Raw genomic sequence first — 25,732 nt, 5'->3', positions numbered from 1 at the left:
ATACTGTTTATATAAATAACTGTTTATAACATAATCAATTTTATATTGGAGGATATGCAAATGAACCTTAATGCCATTGAAATTCACGGCTTGCGTAAAAGCTATGGTCAGCAGACAGTCTTGAACGGCATTGATCTGATCGTGCCAACAGGAACCATTTACGCGCTGCTTGGTCCAAACGGCGCCGGTAAAACGACGCTGATCCACATCTTAACGACACTTACGAACGCCGACGCAGGCACCGCCAAGGTTGCCGGACATGATGTGGCCACAGATCAAAGCGGAGTCAAGCGTTCGATCAGCTTGACGGGACAATTTGCAGCGGTTGACGAGATGCTGACGAGCCGGGAAAACCTGAATATGATCGGCAGGCTGTCGGGATTGACTTCCGCTAACACAAAGGTGAGAACTGCTGAGCTGCTTGAGCTCTTTGACTTGACTGCTGCTGCGGACAAACGGGTAAAAACCTATTCCGGCGGCATGCGCCGCAAGCTGGATCTGGCGATTAGCCTCGTCGTGGAACGCCCCGTTCTCTTCCTTGATGAACCGACTACTGGGCTTGATACGACAAGCAGACGTTCCTTATGGGACATTATTGTGAAATTGAAGTCGCGTGGAATTACTGTGTTTCTGACAACTCAGTATTTGGAGGAAGCTGATCAGCTTGCAGATAAGATATCCGTTATATCCGGCGGGAATGTCGTTGCGACCGGCACGTCGGAACAGCTGAAATCCCGTATTGGTGGTGAAGTCATCGAACTGATCGGCGAAGATGAGCAAGTGGTCATGTCGATCCCGACAAGCGGAAGTCTGCACGATGTCCGGCAAACGCTCAATGGTCTTGGTGATCGGATTGCCCCTGGCACGCGCGTCACCATTCGCAAACCGAGCATGGACGATGTATTCGTTGCGCTTACTACACAGCTGAAAGAGGAGGCATCTGTATGACACCTGCACAAATGACAGAAGTGAAACCGACGTATCTCACGACAAACGCCGTATTTATCGGACGGAGCATCCGGCTAAGCTTGCGCAATACCGAAGCTCTGGTCATGGCGATTGTTCTCCCCGTGATGCTCATGCTGATGTTCACCTATGTGTTCGGAGGGGCGATTGACCCAGGCGGAGACTACGTGGTCTATGTTGTTCCTGGCATTATTCTGTTATGTGCCGGATTCGGCTCTTCTTCAACTGCCGTAAGTGTTGCCGAAGATATGACGAACGGTATCATCGACCGATTCCGTACGATGCCGATTCATAGCGTCTCCGTTATCACGGGGCATATCGTCGCAAGTCTTGCGCGCAATCTGGTCGCGACCGGAATCGTCATCGGGGTCGGTCATCTCGTCGGCTACCGCTCCTCCGCCTCTGCGGGCGAATGGCTGGCTGCGCTCGGAGTCATCACGTTATTCATTCTAGCGTTCACCGTGCTGTTCGCCGCCATCGGACTCTCCTCGGGCAACCCGAGCGCGGCAAGCGGATACGGCTTCGCGCTGCTGTTCCTCCCCTATCTCTCCAGCGCCTTCGTCCCAACCGAGACGATGCCAACATGGCTGCGCGGAGTTGCCGAGCACCAGCCGATTACTCCGGTAATTGAGACGATTCGCGGACTGTTGAACGGAACGCCGATTCATAACAACGGATGGTTGGCGCTTGCTTGGTGCCTGGGGCTGCTCGCGATCGCATTCATCTGGTGCAACCTTGTCTTCAAGCGGAAGGCAGGACGGCGGTAAAATCGGCTCCTGCCTCAAAAAAACAGCGCTCCTGCCAAGTTGGCCGGGGCGCTGTTCTTTTGCGGTTCTTTGCTTGATGAGCTTTATTTTGCTAAGAGCTTCATAGCCGTTTCCGCTCCAGGTAAACCTGGATGCCGTCCAGTATCCTCTCCAGGCCGAAGTCGAAGTCGTTGCCTACCGTATTCTCAACTTCGTTCTCTCCGGTATAAACCCCGGATTCAACAACCGGGTGCAAATCGGGGTACGCATCCGCCGTAACGAGCTGCTTCAAAGCTCCCGTATAGCTGAGACCGCTGAATGCCTCCGGTGTCTTACCCGCCCGAACCGCGAGAATCATATCACGCTGAATGAGACCGACGCTTCTAGCGTAGCTACTCACTAGTAGCACGAACGACATTTTCTCGTAATCGTTGAACGGCATATTTCGAAGCGATCGCAACGCCCAGTCAACGATTTGCAGATGATTGGGCGTCATCGGCACACCAGAGACAGGTATATCACCGAACCAAGGGTGCGCACAGAATACCGATGCCGTTACCCGAACAAAGTCCCTTAAGCCTTCCCGCCAGTCTTCATCCTCCGATATCGGCGGTACGTCATAGGCGCAGACGGCTTCCTGCATGAGCAGTATCAGGTCCTCTTTGCTTTGGATATATCTGTACAACGACATCGCGGAGTAACCGAGCGATTGTGCAACACGGTTCATTGAAACGGCGGATAGCCCATCCTTGTCGGCGATTGCGATCGCTGCATCGACGATCATCTTGATGCTCAGCTCGCCTTTCGGTCCGCGCTTCTGCTGCTTTACGTACCCCCAACTTATAGCCAAGGCACTCGGCAAGCTTTGGAGTACATCATCGATATCTGCGTTCGCAGCTGCATCTGAATCTGAATCAAAATTCTCCTTTTGCGTCACATCTGTATTTCTTTCTTTCCGCATATTTCAGATCCTCCGGTATTATGCTCTTCAAGCACCGAAATTGTATATCACATAAACAGTATATCACAATTTGACACTTTCCAATAATAGAACCCGGCTAGATCCTTTTCACCCCGCTTACTCTAAAATCCGCTCAATCCGTAAGATCCAATCCTCCTGATCCGGTGTGAACGCCCGCCACATCATGCCGCTGCCATAGCCGTGGTATTCACCTGTTGCCGGGCTCCACTCGCCTGTCCTCGGGTTCATCCACTGGCCCGCATATTGCCCGCCGCCACGCTTCTCCCCAAGAATCATGACCATAACCGGCATAGCTGTCCGTCCGCCTGTGCAGTAGACAATATATTGCTTCTGCAGAATAGCCGCGCAGTATACATTGCTCTCGACAGTCGTGCTCACCCATTCCGGATGCGGCTCAAGATGCCGCCAATCGACCGACTCCATAAGTGACCGAACATGCAGCATTTGACCGGAGCCAGGCAGGTTCAGATCATGCGTCCATACATCTGGACGGAAGAAATCCGTCCACTTCTCCTGTTGCTCATCATTATACAACGACCAGATGCCATGTGCGCCGTAGGTCTGTCCAATGCAGCCCTGCAGCAGCGGCACATAGGTTGCGAACCGAATCGACTTATCGTGAATTCGACCATCCTCCAGCACACAATTCGGATGGTTCTCATACCAGGATTCGCTCATGATAGCAGGCTTCGGCGGTTCCATACGATAGTCGATAAGAGGGAGCTCCGCCATGAAGTTCTTGAACGCGAGCACATGCCCGACTTGGATCAAGTTAAAATCATACCATTCCTCTGTGTGGTAGTGGCGGCTTGCGCTATGCGGTGCGATCGAATGAACGGAGGTCGGATGACCGTACGGATCATATCGGTGAAACTCCTGGCCCAGCTCACGCCATCCTTCAACGTTGTCCGTGAACAAATATTCGCCCGTCGGCGACCACATGACATTATAGGCCGCATAACGCGCAATGATATAACGAAGATAATGCTTGGCGCCTTCTACCTTTATGCCTTGCAGATCCTGTCCCCACATTGCCATCAGACAAGGTACGAAGCCTTGCTCCAGCATCCGTTGAATACGCAAATCCAAGAAATTGAAGTAAGAAGGATTAATGCGGGAATACCGCTCTAAATAAGGAGCTCCGCCCTCGTTGAGGAAGTATTCCGGGTCATATTTCACATAACTCGCCGTTTCCTCGCCATGTTCATCTGCCGTCGGATGACCGACTACCATCTGAATAACGTTGAACCCTTTGCGCTTGCGGTCATCCAAGTAAGTAGGCAGCGTCGTCTCCAGATCACAGCGCAGCGTATGTGCGGACCATAGCGTGTCTCCCATCCAATAAAATGGCGTTCCATCCGCATATTCAAAGAAGCGGCCGGATTCATGAACACGAATGAATCCCCTTCGATTCGGATTTGCGAGCAGCTCCCCTGGCTGCCAAGCGGCGGCCGTGACTGTACCTTGCCGACCGTGTAGCCCGCTGTCTGTCGCCTCCGAACATTGCGTTATGTATGTCCAATCGCCTGCAGCACTCGGCGTGAATCGAACTTTCCACTGATGGTCCCCAGCCCAATAACCAGGAATCAGAAGCTCCTGCCCATTGGAGCCTGTAAACCGAGCATGAAGCTCTACATCCATGAACGGATTCTCGTAGCTCCTCGCCGCCTCGAAAGTAAGCTCTACGCATGACCACAACTTCGCTGCTATCTTATCACCCATGCTTCTTCACCATCCCGAGTGGAAATAGTTAGTCCGCTTTCAGCTCTACAATCGCCTTAATGACCTTGCTATCCGGCATTAACCATTGATCGAACGCTTCTATCATTCCGTCAAATGAAGAACGATGTGTAATGTATTTATCGATAGCGACTTCCGTATGACGCAGAACATCTAGTACATGATTGAAATCTTCCCTTGTCGCATTTCGGCTGCCCATCAGCGTTAATTCCCGTTTGTGGAATTCAGGATCGGAGAAGGTAATCTCTCCTTTGACAAGTCCGACGAATATGAGCGTCCCGCCATGCGCCGCCAGTTCAAATGATCTGTTCATCGAACCGGCATTTCCAGTCGCGTCGAACACAGCAATAGGAAACTCACCTTCAGTCAGTTCTGAGAGCCGCTGCTTCACGTCCGTCTCCAAGGCGTTAACGGTATGATCTACCTTCGCCCAATCTTTGCAGAACGCCAGCCGTTCTCCGTTCATATCCATCGCAATTACGCTTGCTCCCGCATCTTTCGCAAAGAGCATCACTCCAAGACCAATTGGCCCGGAGCCTATGACGAGAACCCTGTCACCAGCACCAATTCCCGCTCTACGCACAGCATGAGCGCCGATTGCGAGAGGCTCTACAATCGCCGCTTCATCCAGAGACAGACCATCGGTACGAAGCAAGTGAGTGATTGGCATCGAGATCCTCTCGCGCATCCCTCCATCAACATGCACACCAAGCACCTGCATATCTGTGCAGCAGTTCGTCTTCCCTCTACGACATGCTACGCAATGACCGCAATGCAAATACGGAATAATGGACACTTGATCACCGGTATGAAGCGAGCCTTCATTATCGCCAATTTGTTCGATGATACCCGACAGCTCATGCCCTAATATGCGTGGATAGTGAAAAAATGGCTGATTCCCTCTGAAAGCATGGTAGTCGGTACCGCAGATGCCAACCCGCCGAATACTTACAATCGCGTGACCGTCCAGCAGCTCTGGCTCCGGCAAATCATCCGTCATCCGAAACCGTTCAATTTCGTCGCAAACAATCCCTTTCATCGTAACGCCTCCTCGTTATGCATCGACATTCCCGCTATAGCTCTGCTGCCTACCTTCTCTCTTATTCTACTCTTGTAAAGGCATATTAAAATATAAGAAAATCGCATTTTCATTCCGAATTTTGATATAGGTATCGCTATCATTTCAACAAAAAAAGTGCAATGCCTTTGAGAAAGGCCATCGCACTTGTGCGTTATTATTGATATCAAGGGCACTCCTTCTAAATAGAAACCGTATACGGTATCCGGTTCTTGAACTGAACGATCTCCCGGATCTTATAGAACTTCAATAACTCGATTGCCTGTTCGAAGCCTCTCTCGTAATGCTCTAATCGATGTGCGTCGGATCCGAGCGAAAACAGCTTGCCGCCCAAATCGATGTACATGCGGAGTAAATAAGAGTGCGGATGTATCCAGCCTTGACGGAACAGTCCAGTCGTGTTGAGCTCCAATGTCTTTTCTTTGCGGATAATAACTTTCAATAGATCATATAGGATGTCATTTACTCGTTTGTAATCAGATTCGTTAATAACCCGTTTGGAATAACGGACGAAGTAATCAAGGTGGGCAACGACGTCATAATTGTCCATATCACTCACAGAATGGAATACATGCATGAAATAGTCAGTGAATACGCGATCAAGCGGCTGGCCTTGGAACTTATCTTCCGCAAAATCAAGAACACCATTATTATGAACGGAGAGCAGAACAAGGTCGAATGAATACTGCTGCAGATAAGCATTGATTTCGTTATGATAGTCTCGGCGATATCCGACTTCTATTCCTTTTCGAATATCGATCTCGTACTTGCTGAGTAATACGTCAACTTCTCGCTCATACGCAGGCATGTCAATCAAGACATCCTTCTTGAAATACTTGCAATCATAATCAAAATGATCTGTCGTCACAACGAATGATTTCCCAAGCGAATGCGCGAGACGGACGATATTCTCTAATGGTTCGGTCGAATCAGGAGAATAACTCGTATGAACATGTTGGTCGACAATAGCTGGCGATCTATTCATGGATGTATGAATCCTTCCTGATAATAAAATGAGTGACGCCATCATTATGCTTTAATCCACTGAACCTTCCCATTCTCCAATGGTTTCTTCCAGTCGGTTGGCGGATTGCTGTCGCAAATAATATAATCTACATCATTAAATTCCGTGTATTTGAATAAGGATTTGGCTTCGATTTTCGTGTGATCGATAACGAGATAGACTTCGCGAGAACGATTAATCAAACGCTTCAAGAAGTTACCCTCTTCGATATTGTACGTTGTGATGCCATTGACAATTGAATAGCCGCTCGCACCGATGAATACTTTGTCGATGTATAATCTATCCAGCATATCAAGCATCATGCTGCCTGTTGCAAACATTTGATCCGTATCGATTTCGCCGCCAAGGAAGATGATTTTCTCGCTGAAAACACCCGCTTTCTTCCTCTCGATCAATTGATTAAGAATCGATACACAGCTGACAATAATGGTTAGATTATGTTTGTTCTGCACATGTTTTGCGATTTGAAGTGTTGTTGTTCCAACGCCGAATGCGATTACATCATTATCTTGTATACAGTCGACTGCTTTCTTGCCAACTTGTATCTTCTCTTCGATGTTGATGTCATGCCTTTGGTTGAAAGGGGCCTCATATAATCTGAAGTTGGGTTTAATTGCACCCCCGTGCACGATGAGGAGTTTGTTATCCTGACTGAGCAACTCCAGGTCTCTACGGATTGTTACTTTAGATACTTCAAGCTGTTCAGCAAGCCCATTGACCATTACTCTGCCATTTGCATTTAATTCAGCCAATATCAGGCTCATCCGCTCAACTTGCAGCATACTGTTTCTCCACCTTTATCTCCTTCTAGAAAAAAAAAGCCGGGAAACGATGTAGAAGCTTCATTTTCCGGCTTGGTCGGAACTATTAATCCAAGTAAATTGGATTTGTAAAAGCTGTTTTTCCGAATTTATCAATGGCTTCAATTCGAATGTATTTCTCCGTACCTTGAAGCTTCTTTCTTAATTGCGTCACGTTCTCGCCGATCTCGATTTGATATTGACGGCCATCGCCGTTCATATAAATCCGCTCAACTGGCGAACATTCGAAGATTACTTCATCTTCGACGATTCGGAAATCGTAAATTTCAGGACCTGTCGAGGAATAAAAGCTGCCTTTCAGCATCGCATCGATTATCGAATTTCGGGACAGCTCCTTCGCCTTGACCACTACCCAGCCTCCAAACGAGTCGTTCTTAGGTGAATCCAGCGGTTGACGGTTGTGGTTATCGTCGGTAGCCAATCCATACAAGCGCATACCCTTGCGGAGCAAGGTGTCCCACATAATGCGGGAATTACCCATATTCTCCTGCCACTCGGAACAGTGATTGTAGATCTCGAGTGCAAAAAGGTTATTTAGCGCGTACACATCTTCCCACTCAACAGTCGACCAATGAGGATGGTTGAACATGACGAGATTTCCTCTTGAAATCATGTCATCAATGAAGGCTTGCGCTGTCGAATAACCTTCCCAGGCGTCCCATATGATCGGCTGCATATGCTTTAGCGGTTCTAAAGTCGCATTCTGTATATGCTCGTCGGTTCCTAGAATAACATGGAGATGGTAGATGCGATAGTCTCCTTGCGGCATTAGAATACTTACTTCACTAGAAGGAAGTGTAATAAAATCCGCTTCATTCGACGACTCGAAATTAGTGAAGAAATCGTGCTCGGAATGCGATAAGAAATGATAGCCCTTTTCTTTATACGCATCCTGCAGCTGTTCAACTGTTAATGCCCCATCCGAAAGCGTCGAGTGACAGTGGAAATTCCCTTTATAAAAGCTGCCTTCGGCAATAAAGCCATTCACCGTTTTCACGACTCTAGGAGCCTCCTTATTTGTTATCGTCCATAATTTTTTGCGCTTTTACATCAGCTGTATGAATGATAGCTTTAGCATCTGATTTTGTGTCAACCATTGCACCATTCAAGTCATCAACGATTGAAGTGTACATGGCGCGCCAGTTCTTTTGCCAAGGGCGCTTGTGAGCAAATTGCAGTTGATCGATCGCTACTTTAAATTGCGGGTGTTCAGCAAACAGATCTTTCACTTCTTTTGTTTCGAGCGAAGATTTCGTTGTAGCGAAGTAACCGGATGTTTTGTAGAAGTTAACTACGAATTCATCAGAAGCCAAGTATTCTAAGAACTTTCCTGCTGCTTTCTTCTGCTCTTCAGTAGCGCTATCCAAGATGATCATATTAGCTCCGCCAGTTACGATCGAGTTTTTCTCGCCAGCTGGTTGGTAAGCGACTTGAACCTTAAATTTAGATTGATCTTTCAGCAAAGGACCCATTGAGCCAACGGAATCAAGGATCATGCCGACTTTACCATCGACAAAGTTTTGTTTAACGATATCGGACACGTTACCTTGTGAGCTATAAGGATTCAACATCACTTTTTCGTTAGACATTTTTTGCCACAGTTCAACGATTTTGCTGCCTTTATCGTTATCGAAAGCTGCTTCTGAGCCATCTTCGTTTACAACTTCGCCGCCGTAGGAATAAAGAGCTGATTCCCAGAACCAAGCATCCGAATCCCAATGGCCTGAAAATCCGTAAATACCTTGATCTGGCTTCGCCATTTTCTTAGCGAATTCATAAAGCTCGTCCCAAGTTTTAGGCCCTTCTTTAGACAATCCAGCTTTAGCCAACAAATCAGCGTTCAAGTAAAGGATCGGTGTGCTTCGGTTCAGTGGAGCTGCTTTGAATACACCATCAACAATGCTGGAAACGGTCAAGCCGTCAATATAGTTGTCAATCGTTGCTTTGGATACGTATTTGCTCAAATCAGCTGCAACCGGACTGTATCGAGCAATAAATGATTCTTCGATTTGAGCGATTACTGGAGGTTTCTTAGCAACTAAAGCAGCCTCGAGCTTCTCGGCAACACCATCGTATCCGCCTTGGCCGGAAACAACGATTTCGGTATCAAGATTTTCGCTATTGAATTTTGCAGCAGCGTCTGCCAACAATTTACCGTTGCCATTCCCTGGATCCCAGATCGACCAGAAATCTACGACAACTTTCTCTTGCTTGCTCGTTTCGTTCGCTGCAGTATCGTTCGCCTTCGGAGTTCCATTCTCATTCGTTTCTGCATTACCGCAACCTGCCAGTAATCCGACAGTCATAGCACCTGCAATTGCTAAAGTTGATAATTTCTTTACAGTTGGTTTCATTAGGAAATCTCCTCCGTCATTTTATGACTCTTTTTCTCCTACCCTATACCCACCGATAACTTGAACTTTATCACTTGCAACGTTCCTCTCCAGCAACCACCTCCTTCAAGTAATTTCTGCTCCTATTTAATGCCGCCATATACGAATGCATTTTTGATAAACCGGTTGGCGAACAAATAAAGGAGCAGTACCGGCGCCATTAACAAAACATTGCCTGCCATTGAGATATTCCATTCATTGATTCCGTCTCCAACATCCAACAAGCTTTTCACGGCAATCGGCAGTGTTCTTACATTCTCAGAGTTGGTCAGAATTAAGGTCCAGAAATAATCATTCCATTTTCCGATAATCGCTAAGAGCATTAGCGTAAGAATGAACGGTTTGGTAATTGGAAGCATAATTCTAACCATGAGCTGCAGCTCTGTCGCTTGATCCAGCTTCGCCGCATCAAGCAGCTCGTCCGGTATTTGCTTGAACGCCTCCGTCATAAAGAAGATCGCGAAGGATGAGTAGATGAAAGGAATAATTTGCGCCGCATACGTATCAAGCCAGCCAAAATCGCTGAGCAATACATAAATAGGTACGAATGTAACTTGAGCCGGAAGCATTAAATCGACGAGTACTAATGCGAAGAAGAACCCCGATAAAGCAAATTTCTTCTTAGCGAACGCATACGATGCAGGCACACAAACAAGCAGCTGTCCGATTGCCGTTAGTAATGTAATAATGACCGAATTGGTACCATAGTGAACAAATTTGACCTTCACCCATGCTTCCGCATAATTTTCAAAATGTAAAGATTTCGGAAACATCGCAGGCGGAAAATGGATCGCTTCGAAAAACGATTTCAACGACGTACTGATCATCCAATAGAATGGAAAGATAAATGTAATTATTAGCACTGCGAGCAGCAGGTAACGTAGTAGATGAATAACCAGTTTCATGGCTAGTTGTGTTCCTCCCTTCTATTGATAGTGAACTTTCCGAGAGAAAAACTTGAAATTAATGATAGAGATGATGCCAATCATAATAAGAAATAAGATGGAGGCCGCCATCGCCCTGCCGAGCTGGAATTTCAAAAATCCAACTTGATAAATCCAGTGAACGAGCACATTGGAGGACCCCTGTGGCCCGCCTTTGGTCATTAAATTAACGACATCGAACGAAGTGAAAGCACCTATTGTGGATGTAATGAGCAGAAAGAACAATGTCGGCGACAGTAACGGAATCGTAATCCGAAACAATGTACTCAGCCTGCTTGATCGATCCAGCTTTGCAGCTTCGTATATATAGACCGGAATGCTTTGCAGGCCTGCGATTACGATCATCGCGTTGAATCCCAAGCCTTTCCATATGGATACAATGATGACCGATAACAATGAAGTTTTCGGACTCAACATCCACAGCTGAGGCTTCAAGCCTATGAATTTCAAAGCATAATTGATCATGCCCATCTGTGGATCAAAGAGCCACATCCACATAATCGAAACCGACACGAACGAAACAATTTGCGGTGTGAAAATGACGCTTTGAACGAAATTATTCAACACGGAGCTGTTCTTCAGCAAAATGCCGATTAACAAAGCGAATATTAAGCCAAAGATTACCGTAAAAACGGTGTAAAGAAATGTATTCTTCATCACTTGCAGCCACTCAGGATCAGTGAAGACGGACACGTAATTATCAAATCCGACGAATGACTTCTCGCCTGTGACTACATCCCATTTCAGAAAGCTGACTTTCAGTGCGAACAGAGCCGGATACAAGGAAAATAGAGAAACCAGTATAATCGCCGGTGCAATGAGCACATAAGGGTTTTTCAACAGCTTGTTCGCAACTAGGGAAAACATGGATACGAGTATATTGCGAGAGCTTACGGACTTCTTATATTGCCGTTTCTGCGGTAGGATGTTCTCTTGCAACGCGCACGCCCTCTTTCAATAAAATGGTTTGTGATAATTGCTTGATTTGATGTGGCTCACGGATACGGTTGTCGTTCATATCAAAGAAATACAAGTCTTCTTCCATCACATACACGCTAACGTTTTGCCCGAAATCTAGCTCTTCCTCGGACTTTACAATCATGTTGCCTAGGTTGGTTTTCACATGATTTAGACATTCCAATCCGAGCGTTTCACTTGTCACGATTTCACCTGTAACTGAGATACCTTGAAATTGTTCCTTCATCGTAAACTTGGCCTTCTGAGGTCTGAAACCCATTTGGCAAGCCGTTCCAAGCTTAACGATATTCATTCCTGGATCGCCAATAAAGGTTGCAACGAATATGTTGTCAGGATCGTTGTAAACTTGCTTAGGCGTACCTACTTGCATAACCTTACCTTCATTGAAGATTACAATGTCAGTCGCCATCGTCATGGCTTCGATTTGGTCATGCGTTACGAAAACGAATGTCGATTGTAGCGTTTGATGGAGCTGAATCAATTCACTTCGCATTTGATTACGCAGCTTCGCGTCTAGATTAGATAATGGCTCGTCCATCAAAAATACGCCCGGCTCTTTAGAAATGGCTCTTGCGAGCGCGATTCTTTGGCGTTGTCCTCCGGAAAGCATGGAAGGTTTAGCATTGGTATATTGTGCCAAGCCAACTAGATGGATGACCTTCTTCAGTCGCTCTATGATACTGGCTTTTGGCATGCCTTGATTTTTCAAACCGAACTCAATATTTCCTTTAACTGACATATGCGGGTAGATCGCATAGTTCTGAAAAACCATCGCGACATCGCGCTCACCTGGATCAAGCTTCGTAACGTTTGTGTTTCCGATTTGTATGGTTCCTTCGGTAACTTCCTCTAAACCAGCGATCATTCGAAGCGCAGTCGTTTTTCCGCAGCCCGATGGACCGACAAGTACGGTAAACGAGCGATCTCTTATTTCCAAGTTCAAACCTTCGATGACTGTTTTTCCATTCGAGTACGTTTTATGCACATTCGCGAATTGTATGGCAGACATAAATGTTCTCCTCCTATTTCAATGAAGTAAGCAACGATGTGTTTCCCTCACTTGTCCAAGAATACACGGCGAACGTAAACGAAGGATCAATTACGCATGTTTGTTTTGTTAATTTAACTTTTTTGTTCCTTTTTGTTCTTTTCATGTATGTTAAACAACAAAGCACCCATTTTTAGCCAAGTTGGCCGCGAATGGGTGCTCGATATAAAACGACTATAATTTAGGCTTCCTGAAATGAGAGACAGTCTTCCGGCCATTCAGGCATGGGTACAAAACGGTAGTCAAGCGCTATCTGTCTGATCGCGGTATTCGCATGTTTGCTCATCAGCACACGGTTTTCTTTATTAAGAAAGTCTCGCGTATCTGCTTCTTTGGAGAAATTCATATAATCTGAGAGTTGTCCCGAGAACGGTTGTAATGGATCATGTTCCGGTAGAGGTACCCCTCTCACTCTTCCCCTTAAGGCATCGGAAAACATACTGGTCAACGAATCAAGTCCTGTATTCGTAATAAGAATGCCATTAACCAGTCGTGATACCGTAACATCACGGATGCCCCCAGTCAGGAACGCGCCATGAATCCCCCACTGTATATAAACCTGAGGCCGGTTTTGTTGCGCCTTCGCTTCTTCCAGCGCTTCATGGGAGCTAACCATATTTTCATGGAAATAGGTTTTAATTTCAGACAATTCCTTTGTCTCGGGATGATAACTGACCCAGATTAACTGATGATCAGCTTCATTACGTTCCATTTCCCTATCCCAAAACAGATGATAGGCGATGAGCGGCTGCTCTGGATGAAATACAGCTACGCAATCTCTTAAGGTAAACGGCTCACTCTCCGCTAGATGGAGCTCAGGTGCTAGCAGACGCGCCAGCTCTTCCATTTCCGTTGAAACCAGATTATACACTGGGCCTGTCTCTATAGGAGAAGAGTCATAATAGCTTCTATACTTAGTAAGCCACCATTCAGTAGCTGAAGCATCTTCTAATGCTACGGAAGCAGCTTGCATATTCCGGTCTTTCTCCGGAACATGGATTGGCTGCTCGCGCTCCACAATATTCCCTTCCAGACGAATCCATGTCTCGAAATCCCTCACACCTTCACGAAGCTGAACGATTCTGGCCCCCCGTGCAAACCCAGCCATGCCGTAGGCGTTATATCCAGACCCCCGCCCATAACAAAGGCGGATGCCATACCAATCACCATAAAAATCATTAATATGGTCATGTCCGGCGAACGTTCCCAGCATATCCTTCTGTTCCAGCATAGCAGCACCGAACCCTGAATTTATGAGCGGAGGCATAAAATCCTCATATTTAACCCCGCAGCAAATTTCTTCGTCCCAAACCTGCTTATATTCAGGGATTGGAATGTGAAAGAACGCCAAGGAAGGGAGCGGTTCCCCGTAATCGGCTGCATATCTGTTAGAGTTTTGCATATACCAGCTGATTTGACTTGGACGAATCCAATCATAGCCCCCCACCGAAGCAGGCGCATTGCTTCCGGAATCTAGAAAATACAAGGCAAAGGCAGTCTCGCCGTCCGATCCAAGAACGGGCAGAACGAAATTGCCGACACCGAAGATTTCTTCCGGGCCCGGTTCGGAGAGGCAATAGTCGCATTCCATTTGCAGTTCCATAAGCTCCTCGCGAGTAACCCCTTTCTCCGTGTCGTGATTGCCGTACACCGCCGCCCAAGGAATTTGAGCTGATTCCACGCAGGAGACCGCCTCAAGAAATGAACGCTTCGGATCCTCGCTATAGTTCGCATAGACAATATCGCCCGTAAAGACGACAAGATCCGGCTTCTCTTCTTGCAGAACTTCCTGCATCAATGCATGGGTGCGCATATCGAGCAGAGCACCGCTTGACCAATGAAGATCCGTAAATTGAACGATTTTAAACGTACCGTCATTCCTGAAGCTCAAACTTTTCTTCTGTGTCATTAATACTCTTCCTCTCCTTCTCCTGGTATGTATAGTCTATTATCTTCTTATAAAACAGAATAGTTTAGTATTCGTAAATACCAATCTCATGCTGCCGCAAAACCATCTCCTTCATAAGGGAAAGCGAAAAAAACCAGTCAGATCATGGTTTGATCTAACTGGTCTCATGTGAGTGTAGTTTTTGTCGCTTTCTTCGTTTATTTATACGCCCGCATCGCTTTTCCAATCTCACGAAGCGTCGGCTTCTTGCCATACATGAGCACGCCAGCGCGGTAAATCTTCGCGGACAGCCAGCCGGCTCCAAGAATCGTCGCGAGCAAAATACCAATCGACAGCCATACCTGCCATAGAGGCGGATCGCTCAGTCCGAGCCGACAAACCATCGCATACGGCGAGAAGAACGGGATGAACGACGACACTTTCACAAGCGTCGAGCCCGGATTGTTAATGCCGCCGAGAATACAGATGTAGAAGCCTGCGAGCGACAGCATTGTTATTGGCAGCACCGCTTGACCGAGGTCTTCCGTCCGGCTGACGATAGAGCCGATTGCAGCGAACAGTGTCGCGTATAGATAGTAGCCTGTTAAGAAGAACAGGAGCGCATAAAGGACGAGAACGGGATCTATGTCGCTGAGCGTAATGCCGAGGCTGCTCAGCTTATCTTTATTTTGCGGCATCGACATGTTGCCGATGATCACGAGAACGTAGATCGCCAGCTGCAGCAGGACGACAAGGAACATGCCGAATATTTTGCCGAACATCGCCTTCAGGGGCGCGACGCTCGTAATGAGAATCTCCATGACGCGGGAGCTTTTCTCCGCTGTAATCTCGCTCGCAATCATTTGACCGCTGATCATAATGGCCATGAAGAGCAAGATAATAATGACGTACACCGTCAGCATATCCATTCCCTGCTCGTCCTCCGTCTTGCCTTGGCCGATTGAGCCAGCGCCGCCAGACGTTGAGATTTGCACCGTATCGAACTGAATCGTCGATTGGAGAAGCTTCTTCAACTCATCGCTGAGACCTCCGCCGTTCAGAACCGCCTCCTGCTTCACCACTTGAAGCGCGATCTTCAGTGACTGTGACACCTTGCTCTCCATCAGACTCTCCGATTTATACGTGACCGTCGGGAATCCTTCTTTGTTCGGTGTGAAAGTGATGTAGCCATCGATTGTGCCATCGGCTACTGCTTGTTTGAGCGCAGCCTCATTGTCTTGATCTTCGTTACTTGCAGGCTTTGTGGAGACAATCTCAAGCTCAGGCTTCGGCTGCTGCTTGTAATATTCAGTGAGCAATGAGCCGATGTGACTAGCTGTGAACAGCTGCGATCCAAGCTGATCTTCTCTGGTCTCCATGTAGCCGACCGCTGTTGGCTTACCTTCACCGCTAAACTGGGAGATGATATACGGCAAGTTGATGCCGATACTCATAATAACCGCAATAATAAGAGTCGTGACGATAAAAGCTTTCGTTCTCAGCTTGTTGCGCGCCGTAAATCCAACGACCGTCCAGAAGCTGCTATTCATGGTTCTCACCTACCGTCTTAATGAAAATTTCATTGAGCGTCGGTTCCATAATTTCAAAGCGTGTCACATTCGTTTGACTCAGTGCCAGCTCCACCACTGGCCGTCCCGCTGCTTCATTGCTGATGAGTAGCTCGTAGCCGTACTCATGACGAGTCACATTCATGACCCCCCCAATATCGGCGAGTCCTGTTACATCACCATCAGTAGCTAGGATGATTCGCTCACGCGGAAACTGCTTCTTGATTGCTTTGAGATTACCCTGCAGGACAGGATTGGACCTATGTAAAATCGTAATGTTGCGGCAAAGCTCCTCGACATGCTCCATCCGGTGCGTCGAGAACAGAATGCTCGTGCCGCTATCGCGAAGCTCTTTCACCGTTGACTTGAGCAGCTCCACATTGACCGGATCAAGTCCGCTGAACGCTTCGTCCATGATGACGATGCCCGGATTATGGATGACGGATGCGATGAATTGGATTTTCTGCTGATTGCCTTTGGAAAGCTCTTCAACCTTCTTGCCGTAATATTCTGGCACGCCGAATCGATCAAGCCAGCGTTTCAAGTTCTGGTCCGCGTCCCGCTTGGACATGCCGCGCAGCTGCGCCAGATATATAATTTGGTCGCTTACAATAATCTTCGGGTACAGCCCCCGCTCCTCTGGCAAGTAGCCGAGTCCACGCAGCTGTTCTTTGCTATAGGCCTTGCCGTTATAACGGATTTTGCCGGAATCGGGATAAATGAGCCCGAGCACCATCCGCATCGTCGTCGTCTTCCCGGCCCCGTTCGCACCAAGCAGTCCGTAAATTTCTCCTGGCTCTACATCGAAGCTGATCCCATTCACAGCCGTCTTCTCGCCATATTGCTTGAAAACTTGTTCGAGCGATAATGCATTCATTCCCTGCAAAACTCCCCTCACAAACGTGATATGTACAGTATAAGCAAGAGGGGGATTGAAAGTAAACCATTGGAAGAAAGACAGTGGAGGTCGTGCCCTGCGGGCGGTACGGGTCTACGCTCGCTGTTGTAGTTTGGATTCCCTTGATTATATAAACCATTTAGATGTTGGAATCCAACTACAAAGGCGACCGCTAACGCTGCTCCGCCTCCGCACCGCCCTTCGGGCACTCCTCCACTGGGGAGGAGCAGTAATAAGACCGCCGATTTTTATGCCCGGCGGTCTGGGAATTTTTAATTGAGCTTAGAGAGCATATTTGCTCTCTAAGCGGATTGAAATCTACTTTTCGAGCGGTTTCACTCGCGAGTGAGTGTATTGCCTCTCTCAACTCGCCGTACTGCCTCTTTCGCATACTGAGAGATCGTATTTGCTCTCTCACTCTCTCAAACCTCCGAGTTACTTGGGCTGCGGCGCTGAGAGATCATATATGCTCTCTCACCCAACTTTTAGCGCGATTCTGATGCTGAGATATCGTATTTGATCTCTCAGCTTTTTCTAACCTCCATGGTACTTGGGCTGCGGCGCTGAGAGATCATATATGCTCTCTCACCCAACTTTTAGCGCGATTCTGATGCTGAGATATCGTATTTGATCTCTCAGCTCTCTCTAACCTCCATGTTACTTGGGCTGCGGCGCTGAGAGATCATATATGCTCTCTCACCCAACTTTTAGCGCGATTCTGATGCTGAGATATCGTATTTGATCTCTCAGCTCTCTCTAAACCTCCATGGTACTTGGGCTGCGGCGCTGAGAGATCATATATGCTCTCTCACCCAACTTTTAGCGCGATTCTGATGCCGAGAGATCGTATTTGATCTCTCAGCTACAGAACTTTGGTTAGTTTCGTGGACTGCGGCGGTTCGCATGAAATACGAACGATGCATTCTCCTCACTTTTGACTTGCAACGCGGCTGCACGATTGGCATTTGCAATTAGCAGGATGTCCGCTACCTGGCGGACAAATATCAGTGTTACGTTTATTGACAATATTCATAATCCGTTCCTGCTCCCGCATATCAGAGGCAATATCGTAATAAATATCGCTAAGCGGCGGAGGGGACGCTTCATCTTCATACATGCCAGGAAATATGCTAAGCTGCTGCTCGCCGGCCGATCGGCGTATTGGTCTCATCTTCCGCGTTTCCCACTTCAAAATCACACGCAGCAGCAAAGCAGATCCGAGCATCAAGAGCCCCGACCTCCAAGACGGAGTAAAGCCGATTACAAGGCATGCGAACGCAATCGCCGGATAAATAAACACTACCGTAAACGTCGCAATAAGCAGCCTGATCAGCCACGAAACGAGCGATCTCCCCATGCGGCTGCACCTCTTTCGCCTGTTGTTACTCATATTTATGCGGCGACGGGTTATCCCTATTTTGACAACGATGCAAAAAAAGACGACCAAGCGCTTGATCACCAAGCGCGAAGCCGCCTTCTATCACTACACTATTCCTTACAAATCCGCTCATGTAGAAAATCAACCAAATGAACGGCCTCCATCTGCCCGCTCATCCCATGCTTCTCAATACCAAGCTTCATCTGCAGCAAGCAGCCTGGGTTGCTCGTCAGCAAATAATGTGCGCCAGTCTGTTTCACATGGTCCATCTTATGATCGAGAATTTGACCCGCCATCTCTGGCTGAGTCAAGTTGTAGATACCCGCCGAGCCGCAGCAGCGGTCCGACTCGTAGAGCTCGACGAACTCCGCGTTCGCGACGCTCTTCATTAGCTTACGCGGCGCTTCGGAGGAGCGCATGACGTTGCGCAGATGGCAGGAATCCTGGTACGTGATGCGCACCGGATCCGCCGCTGCGAAGCCTACTCCGCTGCAACCGCCACCGCAGCCAGTGGCAGTATCACTTGCCGCGGCAGATGCCACCGCCGTACCGCCACTGGCGTTCGCCGCTCCCGAAGCCCCGCGGCTGCCAAAGCCCGGCGCAGCGCCACCACCTGCACCCACCGCGGCAGAAGCCGAAGCCCCGCCGCCGCAGCTCGGTGCGGTTCCCTGCACCTTGCTCGCAGCAACCGCAGCTGCAGCCGCCGATTGCAAGCGGCCGTGCTCCACAAGCAGCTTGCTCACATCGAGCGTCCGCTTCGCGAACCACTTCGCATCGCTGGCATACTGCGGATCATCATGCAGCAGATGATCATACTCCACAAGCAGCGCCCCACAGCCGCCAGCGTTCGAGGCGATCCAATCAACGCCTGCCGCTTTGAACGCGGCAATGTTGCTCTTCGCCAGCTCGCGAGCGCCGTCCTGCTCGCCGCTATGCGCATGCAAAGCGCCGCAGCAGTTCTGCGACTCGGGAATAACGACGTCGAAGCCCGCTGCATTCAGCAGCTCCACCGTATGCTTATTCGTCTCTGTGAACAGCACATCCATAATGCAGCCGCGGAACAAGCCGACCGTGCCGACTCGCTCTCCCTTCGCGGGATGAACGGAACCGATCTGTTCGATGACGCCGCGGTACGATGCATCCGGCAAGATTCGCTCCATCTGTTCCATATGCTTCGGAAACAACTTCATCATGCCGCTTCCGCGCACAAGCCCGCGAAGGCCGGACTTCTGATACACCTGCAGCGCACCGCCAAGCAGACGCATTCTCCCTTGGTGCGGGAATATGCCTTCAAACGCGGTCTTCCGCGCCAGCTTCACCCACCAACGGTGGCTCTGCGTATGCTGCTCCACCGAATCCCGTGCCTGTTCCAGCAGCTGCCCGTACTTCACATCCGCCGGGCACGCCGGTTCACAAGCACGACAGCCGAGACAATGGTTCATCTGCGTCTCGAACGCATAATCCGGGTCCATCAAGCCATCCGCAACAGCTTTCATGAGAGCGATCCGTCCGCGCGGAGACTCTGCTTCGATTCCCGTCTCGCGGAAGGTCGGACAAGCCGGCAGGCAGAAGCCGCAGCGCATACAGTTCGTCAGTTGATCATAGTTCAGCGTATTCTTCAGCGTTGTCGCCAGCTCGCTGCACGAACCGTCGCTGCCCTTGCTCCCCTTTGCCTCCAGCATCGACACGAGCAGATTAGGCATGGCCGAGCACCACCTTTTTGCGCGAGGATTTTGCGAACATTTTGCCCGGGTTCAGGATATTGTTCGGGTCAAAAGCCATCTTAATTCCCCGCATCACTTCAATCCCCGCCGGACCTACCTTCCACTCCAAGTACGGCGCCTTCACAAGTCCGACACCGTGCTCACCAGTAATCGTGCCTCCGAGTCGGATTGCCGCTTCAAAAATCTCCTCGAAAGCCTCTTCCACGCGATGAATTTCTTCCTTATCCCGCGCGTCCGTCGTCGCCGTCGGATGCAAATTACCATCGCCGGCATGGCCGAATGTACAGATCGTCACGTTGTGCCGCTCCGCAATCTCATTGATTGCGAGCACCATCTCGGCGATCTTCGAGCGAGGCACCGTTGCATCCTCGAGAATCGTCGTCGGCCGCAGCCGTGCCAGCGCCGTGAACGCGCTCCGCCGCGCGGTCATCAGCTTCAACGCCTCCGCCTCATCAGTCGCAATGGTGACACGCTCCGCATTTTCGCTTCGGCAAATGTCCGCAATACGTGCAATATCCCGCTCCACCATCTCCGGATCGCCGTCCTGTTCGATAAGCAGGATCGCGTCCATATCAAGCGGCAGCCCCAGCTTCGCAAAATCATCCACGACCCGAATCGTCGGATTATCCAGAAACTCAAGCGTTGCGGGAATGATGCGGTTCTCGATGATTTTGGAAACGGTCCGGGCTGCGCCGTACAGATCCTTATACATCGCAAGCATCGTCCTCTTCGTCTTCGGCGGCGGGATGAGCTTAAGAATAGCTTCAGTTACAACTGCGAGCGTTCCTTCCGAACCAACGAGCAGCTTCGTAAGATCGTAGCCGGCCACATCCTTCATCAGCTTCCCGCCGGTTCGGATAATTTCCCCATTCGCGAGAACAGCCTCCAGCCCGATGACGTAATCTTTTGTCGTGCCGTATTTCAGACCGCGCAAGCCGCCTGAGCATTCCGCAATGTTGCCGCCGATGGTCGATATCGCCATACTCCCTGGATCCGGTGGGTAAAATAGCCCCAGCCCTTCGACATGGGTGCTGAATTGCTTCGTATTGAGGCCGGGCTGAACGGTAGCTGTGAGATTTTCGAGATCGACCTCAAGAATCCGGTTCATCCGGTGCATCACCATGACAACGCCGCCCTCTACCGGAACCGTCCCCCCGCATAGGTTCGTGCCCGAACCTCGGCTAACGACCGGAATCCGGTGCTCATTAAGCAGCTTCAAGATCGCCGACACTTGCGCCGTATTTTCCGGGTAAATCACCCCGTCAGGCAACGATTGCAGCATTGGTGTACTGTCATAGGAATGCGTAATCAATGATTCCATGTCGTCTTTAAACCACTGGCTGCCGACAATTTCGCGCAGCTTCTGTTTTACCGAATCGACTAGCATGGTACGGTTTCCCCCTAGCGTTATATATAGATAATAGATCAGGTCATCTGATGACTTTGTTTTGGAAGTAGTATATCATAAGATGGAGAAACCGGATATGCGTATTTGTCTATTCGATAAAAGGTGCTGACCACCGTTATCCGAAGGAGGACTCCCCATGCAAGCAAGGCCGCTCAAAAGCTACGAATGGGTATCCCGCGAGCTCCACGATCGCATCACAGCAGGCGACCTGAAGCCAGGAGACAAGCTCCCTTCCGTTGTCGACCTCGCTACCGAATATAGTGTCGGACGCTCAACGATCCGCGAAGCATTAAGCGCGCTCAAAGCCCGGGGGCTGCTCGACATCCGTCAAGGCGGCGGCACTTTCGTCCTTGCACCCCCGGAATCACAAGACGAGTCCCCAGCACGAGAAGACTGGCTCGACCGCGCCGACTCGCTGCTTCAGCTGCTCGAAGTGCGCAAAGTGCTCGAGACTGGCTGCGCCGCCCTTGCCGCGAAGCATCGCAGCGCGGAGGACCTTGCTGCCATGCAAGAGACGCTCGCGCAGATGGAACAGTGGCAGGGCGATGAAGCGTTCGGCGAGCAGGCCGACGTGCAGCTGCACGAGCAGATCGCGCGCGCCACACGCAACCCGATGCTGATCGAGCTAATGAAGTCGCTCTCGCAGCGCCTTCATGAGAGCATGCGGGATACACGCTCGCTCTGGTTCTACGCCGAGCAGCAATCGGCGCGCAGATTGCTCGAGGAGCACAGCGGCATCATCGACGCGATCCGGCAGCAGGATCCCGTTGAAGCCGCAGCCCGTATGGATGCGCATCTCTCCAAAGTAGAACAAGTGCTGCGCGATAAGACAGGCACCAACTCTTAATCCGTCTATTTAGACGAAGAAGGACACCTTCCGCTAGGGAGGTGTCCTTTTCTTTCTCCATTTCCTTTTCCTTGTTCACATCCATACATCTACACGTCTACACTTCTACACGTCTTCCTCAATTTCCGGAACCCGCTTAATTCTCGGATCTGTAAAAATATCGAATTCATCGCGGCTCGTACTCGAGAACTCCGATACGACCGCACCTTTCTCCCCAGCTTGGAACCAGTGCAGAGTGCCTGGAGGAATCGTATATTGCTGTCCCGGCTTCAGCTCGATCTCGTGAAAGACGGTGTAGTACTCCTCGCTGCCCCTCGGAACCTGCGCTTGAATCGTGCCGTTACTCTCGCCTTCAACGTAGAGCCACACGACGCCGTACCGGCAGCGGAAAGTCTCCATCTTGCCCGGATCGTCGCCTACCGGCGGATGCAGATGCTCGGGACAGGTCTGGCCTGGGAACAAGACGAGATCCTTCGCACAGTAGCGGTCGGTATTAATGTAGGTCACAAGCTCAAGCCCTTGCTGCTGCAGATCGCCAAGCCCAAATTCCGCAACCTCAATATTGCTGCGCTCATCTGGTGTCAATGTAATGCCAACCTGATCGAACATCGCTGCCGTTCGCTTCTGCGCCGCACGCACTTCGCTTCTTCTCATCCCTTAACGCCTCCCATTAAAAATCATGCTCATCTGGACAATGCACCTTACTGACGGTACGAGTCTACGCTTGCCGTTGTATTTGGATTCCTTTCTGATTCTATAAGACACTTGGATGTTGGAGTCCAAATACAAATGCGATCGCTATCGCTGCTTCGACTTGACTTCGTTCCGCCCTTTAGGCACTCTTCCAGTCGGCTTCATAACCTTTAACAATCGCTTACCGCCGCTTACTCTGCTCTTTCGGCCCATACCATACGCCGTCAGCCGCACCGCTAGCTGCTCCGCCACCAGCTCCAACCGCACTACCTAAGCCGCTTCGCCAGCCCGGCAGCGCAAGCTTCACCTCCCGGCGTCGCCAGCCTGCCGCCATCCGCTGCTGCACCGCTTCCCAGGCGGGCACGCCGCTCGTTGCGTCCGTCTGCTCCACATTGCAGGCGCCGACTGCAACGGCGCCATTCAAGACCAACTCAGGCGCGAGCCCCTTCAAGAGGCCCGCGAGGAAGCCCGCGATCGTGCAGTCGCCCGCTCCGGTTGTGCCGAGGGCGACGACCTCGAAGCAAGGCACGAGCAGCTCACGGCCGACCCATTCGTCTAGCTGCTCCGGCGCAGCCGCTCCGATGGTGGCAAGCTTCGCTGCATCGTCTGTCGTCCGCAGGTACAGACCGTGCTCCCCAAGCTTGAGCACTACGATGCTGACGCCGAGATCGAGCAGCTCCTGCGACAGCTCGCGCAGCAATGGCCCTTCGGCGAACGGCAGCAGATCGTTCGTTCCATGCTGCGCAAGCAACGACTCGTATTGCTCCCGGCGCAGCATATACAGAATTTCCTCGAAGCTCGGAAGGAACACATCCACCTGCGGTAGCGCTTTCAATAATATGCTACGCCAATTCGCGCGTCCTGCCGGCGATTCCGGGTCCGGCTTAGCCAGATCGAGCGACACCGTAAGGCCGGCGCTCTTCGCCTTTGCCAGCAGCGCAGCGAGCTCGTCTCCGCCATCCTCATACATCTTCCGCATTAGCGGCGGATAGCCGAAGTGGAACAGCCTCGCACCGGCAAGCGCCTCTTCCTGTATATCCGCAGCCGTGAACGTATCATTGGCTCCGGTACAGTGCAGGAAGATCCGGTCAATATTCGGCGGATTAATGACCAGCGTATATGAGCTGCTCTCGCCTACGGCAACGATCATACCGCTCGACAGTTCCTCTCCGCCGTAGCTGCGCAGCACATCGACAATCGCTCTGCCGAACATGTCATCACCGATCTTGCCCATCAGCTTCGTGCGCAGCCCGAGCCGGTGCAGCGCAAGTCCCGTGTTGGATACTGCGCCGCCTGTAGCGATAACAGCAGCGCCAATATCGACAAGCTTGCCCGGTACGAGGATCGCGCCTATTCCTTCTTTCATCTCATGCATCGCCGGGATAACATCGAGGCAGATATGCCCGGCAACGACGACTTCCGCACCTGCGCGAGCAACACTCACCGCTAGTCCCTCCAGTCAATTGCAATCGTTTGACCTGTTCGCTCGGATGCAAGCGCTGCCGTGAACACGCGATGGCTGCCCTGCGCTTCCTCCGGCGTTGCACAATAGAACGGCTGCTGCATCCCATCTCTGCCATTTGCGAGCTCGTCGCAGAATGCCGCCCACATTTGCAGGATCGAGTCCGAGAAACCAAATTCAAAGATACCGCCTGTAATTGTTCCGTATGCCGATTTATAAGGAACGTCCATAACATGCCATGCTTGCTGCTGACCAGGAGAATATGGAAGCGTAGCGACCTGCTTCGGATTTTTCGTGCTGAATTCCGCTGATAGCTCCGTACCTTGAATGCGAATAAACCAAGTATTCGCATGGCCCGGCGCGATACGCTTCGTAGAAAGCACCATTGGAAAACCGCCATCTGCTGTCCCTACATCACATGCGAGAATCGCATTATCCCATGTCTCGCAAGGCGCCATACCACCTTTGCCGTCTGGACGCTCTTTGACAATCTTGCTTAGCAGCGCACGAACGCTATTCGGCTTCCAGCCAAACCGCATTGGCAGATGCAGCACGTGCATGCCGAGATCGCCCATACAGCCATATTCCCCGTTCGTTGCAATACGGCGCTTCCAATTAATCGGTTTCGTAGGGTCTAAGTCACTGGAGTGCCAGAAGCCCGCCTCCACCTCAATAATTCGGCCGAATTTGCCCTCTTCCACCATCTTAATCAACGCTTGCGCACCTGGGAAGAATGGGAACTCCGACGAGCAGCGAACGATGACCTCCGGATGTGCAATAAGCGCGGCCGAGATTCGTGCATTCGAATCCCTATCAATTCCGAATGGCTTCTCGCCTAGCAAATGCTTGCCAGAGGCAATAATGTCGACATAGATTTGCGCATGCAAGTTATGAGGCACTGCACAATACACCGCCTCCACCTCAGGGTCCCCAAGCAGCTCACGGTAATCGGTGTAGGTCCGCTCCACGCTTGGAACGTGTTGCTTGAACCACTTCGTCGCTTCGATATTCGCATCGCACACCGCCACAATCTGCGGCTCGAACTCAACATGCTCCAGATGCAGCCATCTCGCCGCCGCGCTCGCAAACTCCTTGCCCATCAAGCCGCAGCCGATAACGCCGAATCGAATGACTCTCGCACTCATT

At 50.2% G+C, this 25,732-nt stretch carries 22 protein-coding genes; 3 read left to right on the top strand and 19 right to left on the bottom strand.

Annotated features, from left to right (window positions below; translation table 11 throughout):
- Positions 1 to 60: 60 nt before the first annotated feature.
- Both BMY11_RS20245 and BMY11_RS20240 read left to right on the top strand, forming a co-directional pair.
- The gene (locus BMY11_RS20245; protein WP_090580364.1) at positions 61 to 948 is read left to right on the top strand and encodes an ATP-binding cassette domain-containing protein; all 888 of its coding nucleotides are present in this window, start codon (positions 61 to 63) and stop codon (positions 946 to 948) included.
- The gene (locus BMY11_RS20240) at positions 945 to 1,733 is read left to right on the top strand and encodes an ABC transporter permease (RefSeq protein ID WP_090580361.1); all 789 of its coding nucleotides are present in this window, start codon (positions 945 to 947) and stop codon (positions 1,731 to 1,733) included. Before BMY11_RS20245 ends, BMY11_RS20240 begins: the two co-directional genes overlap by 4 nt.
- A gap of 100 nt (positions 1,734 to 1,833) precedes the next feature.
- On the opposite strand, the gene BMY11_RS20235 is transcribed toward BMY11_RS20240, so the two are convergent.
- From BMY11_RS20235 to glcD, 16 genes are all read right to left on the bottom strand, one after another.
- Positions 1,834 to 2,673 (bottom strand): TetR/AcrR family transcriptional regulator, encoded by an 840-nt coding sequence (locus BMY11_RS20235; protein ID WP_090580357.1) that lies wholly within the window; start codon positions 2,671 to 2,673, stop codon positions 1,834 to 1,836.
- A 117-nt stretch (positions 2,674 to 2,790) separates the two neighbouring features.
- On the bottom strand, positions 2,791 to 4,416 hold the full coding sequence (locus BMY11_RS20230; protein ID WP_090580354.1) for a glycoside hydrolase family 140 protein: 1,626 nt from the start codon (positions 4,414 to 4,416) through the stop codon (positions 2,791 to 2,793).
- A 28-nt stretch (positions 4,417 to 4,444) separates the two neighbouring features.
- The gene (locus BMY11_RS20225; protein ID WP_090580351.1) at positions 4,445 to 5,473 is read right to left on the bottom strand and encodes a zinc-binding alcohol dehydrogenase family protein; all 1,029 of its coding nucleotides are present in this window, start codon (positions 5,471 to 5,473) and stop codon (positions 4,445 to 4,447) included.
- A 220-nt stretch (positions 5,474 to 5,693) separates the two neighbouring features.
- The gene (locus BMY11_RS20220; protein WP_177182730.1) at positions 5,694 to 6,497 is read right to left on the bottom strand and encodes a histidinol-phosphatase HisJ family protein; all 804 of its coding nucleotides are present in this window, start codon (positions 6,495 to 6,497) and stop codon (positions 5,694 to 5,696) included.
- A gap of 44 nt (positions 6,498 to 6,541) precedes the next feature.
- Positions 6,542 to 7,318, bottom strand: a complete 777-nt coding sequence (locus BMY11_RS20215) for a DeoR/GlpR family DNA-binding transcription regulator (RefSeq protein WP_090580344.1) — start codon at positions 7,316 to 7,318, stop codon at positions 6,542 to 6,544.
- Between the two features lie 85 nt (positions 7,319 to 7,403).
- On the bottom strand, positions 7,404 to 8,354 hold the full coding sequence (locus tag BMY11_RS20210) for a CehA/McbA family metallohydrolase domain-containing protein (protein WP_090580342.1): 951 nt from the start codon (positions 8,352 to 8,354) through the stop codon (positions 7,404 to 7,406).
- 16 nt (positions 8,355 to 8,370) lie between these two features.
- Entirely contained in the window at positions 8,371 to 9,711 is a 1,341-nt protein-coding gene (locus BMY11_RS20205) for an ABC transporter substrate-binding protein (RefSeq protein WP_090580339.1), read from the bottom strand.
- Positions 9,712 to 9,833: 122 nt separating this feature from the next.
- On the bottom strand, positions 9,834 to 10,655 hold the full coding sequence (locus tag BMY11_RS20200; RefSeq protein ID WP_090580337.1) for a carbohydrate ABC transporter permease: 822 nt from the start codon (positions 10,653 to 10,655) through the stop codon (positions 9,834 to 9,836).
- A gap of 21 nt (positions 10,656 to 10,676) precedes the next feature.
- Positions 10,677 to 11,633, bottom strand: a complete 957-nt coding sequence (locus tag BMY11_RS20195; RefSeq protein ID WP_090580334.1) for a carbohydrate ABC transporter permease — start codon at positions 11,631 to 11,633, stop codon at positions 10,677 to 10,679.
- Positions 11,596 to 12,681 (bottom strand): ABC transporter ATP-binding protein, encoded by a 1,086-nt coding sequence (locus tag BMY11_RS20190; RefSeq protein ID WP_090580330.1) that lies wholly within the window; start codon positions 12,679 to 12,681, stop codon positions 11,596 to 11,598. Before BMY11_RS20190 ends, BMY11_RS20195 begins: the two co-directional genes overlap by 38 nt.
- A gap of 220 nt (positions 12,682 to 12,901) precedes the next feature.
- Positions 12,902 to 14,629: a metallophosphoesterase family protein gene (locus BMY11_RS29745; RefSeq protein WP_090580327.1), complete on the bottom strand. Its 1,728-nt coding sequence runs from the start codon at positions 14,627 to 14,629 to the stop codon at positions 12,902 to 12,904.
- 197 nt (positions 14,630 to 14,826) lie between these two features.
- Positions 14,827 to 16,158: an ABC transporter permease gene (locus tag BMY11_RS20180; RefSeq protein WP_090580325.1), complete on the bottom strand. Its 1,332-nt coding sequence runs from the start codon at positions 16,156 to 16,158 to the stop codon at positions 14,827 to 14,829.
- Positions 16,151 to 17,053 (bottom strand): ABC transporter ATP-binding protein, encoded by a 903-nt coding sequence (locus BMY11_RS20175; protein ID WP_090580322.1) that lies wholly within the window; start codon positions 17,051 to 17,053, stop codon positions 16,151 to 16,153. The genes BMY11_RS20180 and BMY11_RS20175 overlap by 8 nt, the downstream gene beginning before the upstream one ends.
- Positions 17,054 to 18,002: 949 nt before the next feature.
- Positions 18,003 to 18,431 (bottom strand): hypothetical protein, encoded by a 429-nt coding sequence (locus BMY11_RS20170; RefSeq protein WP_090580320.1) that lies wholly within the window; start codon positions 18,429 to 18,431, stop codon positions 18,003 to 18,005.
- A 131-nt stretch (positions 18,432 to 18,562) separates the two neighbouring features.
- Positions 18,563 to 20,134 carry a (Fe-S)-binding protein gene (locus BMY11_RS20165; RefSeq protein ID WP_090580680.1) on the bottom strand — a complete coding sequence of 524 codons (1,572 nt, stop codon included), beginning with the start codon at positions 20,132 to 20,134 and terminating at the stop codon, positions 18,563 to 18,565.
- Between the two features lie 13 nt (positions 20,135 to 20,147).
- Entirely contained in the window at positions 20,148 to 21,563 is a 1,416-nt protein-coding gene (glcD, locus tag BMY11_RS20160; protein WP_090580317.1) for a glycolate oxidase subunit GlcD, read from the bottom strand.
- Positions 21,564 to 21,720: 157 nt separating this feature from the next.
- On the opposite strand from glcD, the gene BMY11_RS20155 reads away from it, so the two are divergent.
- A complete protein-coding gene (locus BMY11_RS20155) occupies positions 21,721 to 22,431 on the top strand; it encodes a FadR/GntR family transcriptional regulator (protein ID WP_090580315.1) in 711 nt (236 codons plus the stop codon).
- A gap of 105 nt (positions 22,432 to 22,536) precedes the next feature.
- Here BMY11_RS20155 and BMY11_RS20150 read toward each other — a convergent pair whose 3' ends face one another.
- The 3 genes from BMY11_RS20150 to BMY11_RS20140 form a co-directional block, all read right to left on the bottom strand.
- Positions 22,537 to 23,085: a D-lyxose/D-mannose family sugar isomerase gene (locus BMY11_RS20150; protein ID WP_090580312.1), complete on the bottom strand. Its 549-nt coding sequence runs from the start codon at positions 23,083 to 23,085 to the stop codon at positions 22,537 to 22,539.
- A gap of 220 nt (positions 23,086 to 23,305) precedes the next feature.
- The gene (locus BMY11_RS20145) at positions 23,306 to 24,568 is read right to left on the bottom strand and encodes a carbohydrate kinase family protein (protein WP_090580309.1); all 1,263 of its coding nucleotides are present in this window, start codon (positions 24,566 to 24,568) and stop codon (positions 23,306 to 23,308) included.
- Between the two features lie 2 nt (positions 24,569 to 24,570).
- Positions 24,571 to 25,731: a Gfo/Idh/MocA family protein gene (locus BMY11_RS20140; protein WP_090580306.1), complete on the bottom strand. Its 1,161-nt coding sequence runs from the start codon at positions 25,729 to 25,731 to the stop codon at positions 24,571 to 24,573.
- Position 25,732: the final 1 nt, after the last annotated feature.

This window comes from Paenibacillus sp. OV219 (assembly GCF_900110075.1).
Lineage (GTDB): Bacteria > Bacillota > Bacilli > Paenibacillales > Paenibacillaceae > Paenibacillus_Z.
This window is presented reverse-complemented; position numbering and strand designations above follow the sequence as displayed.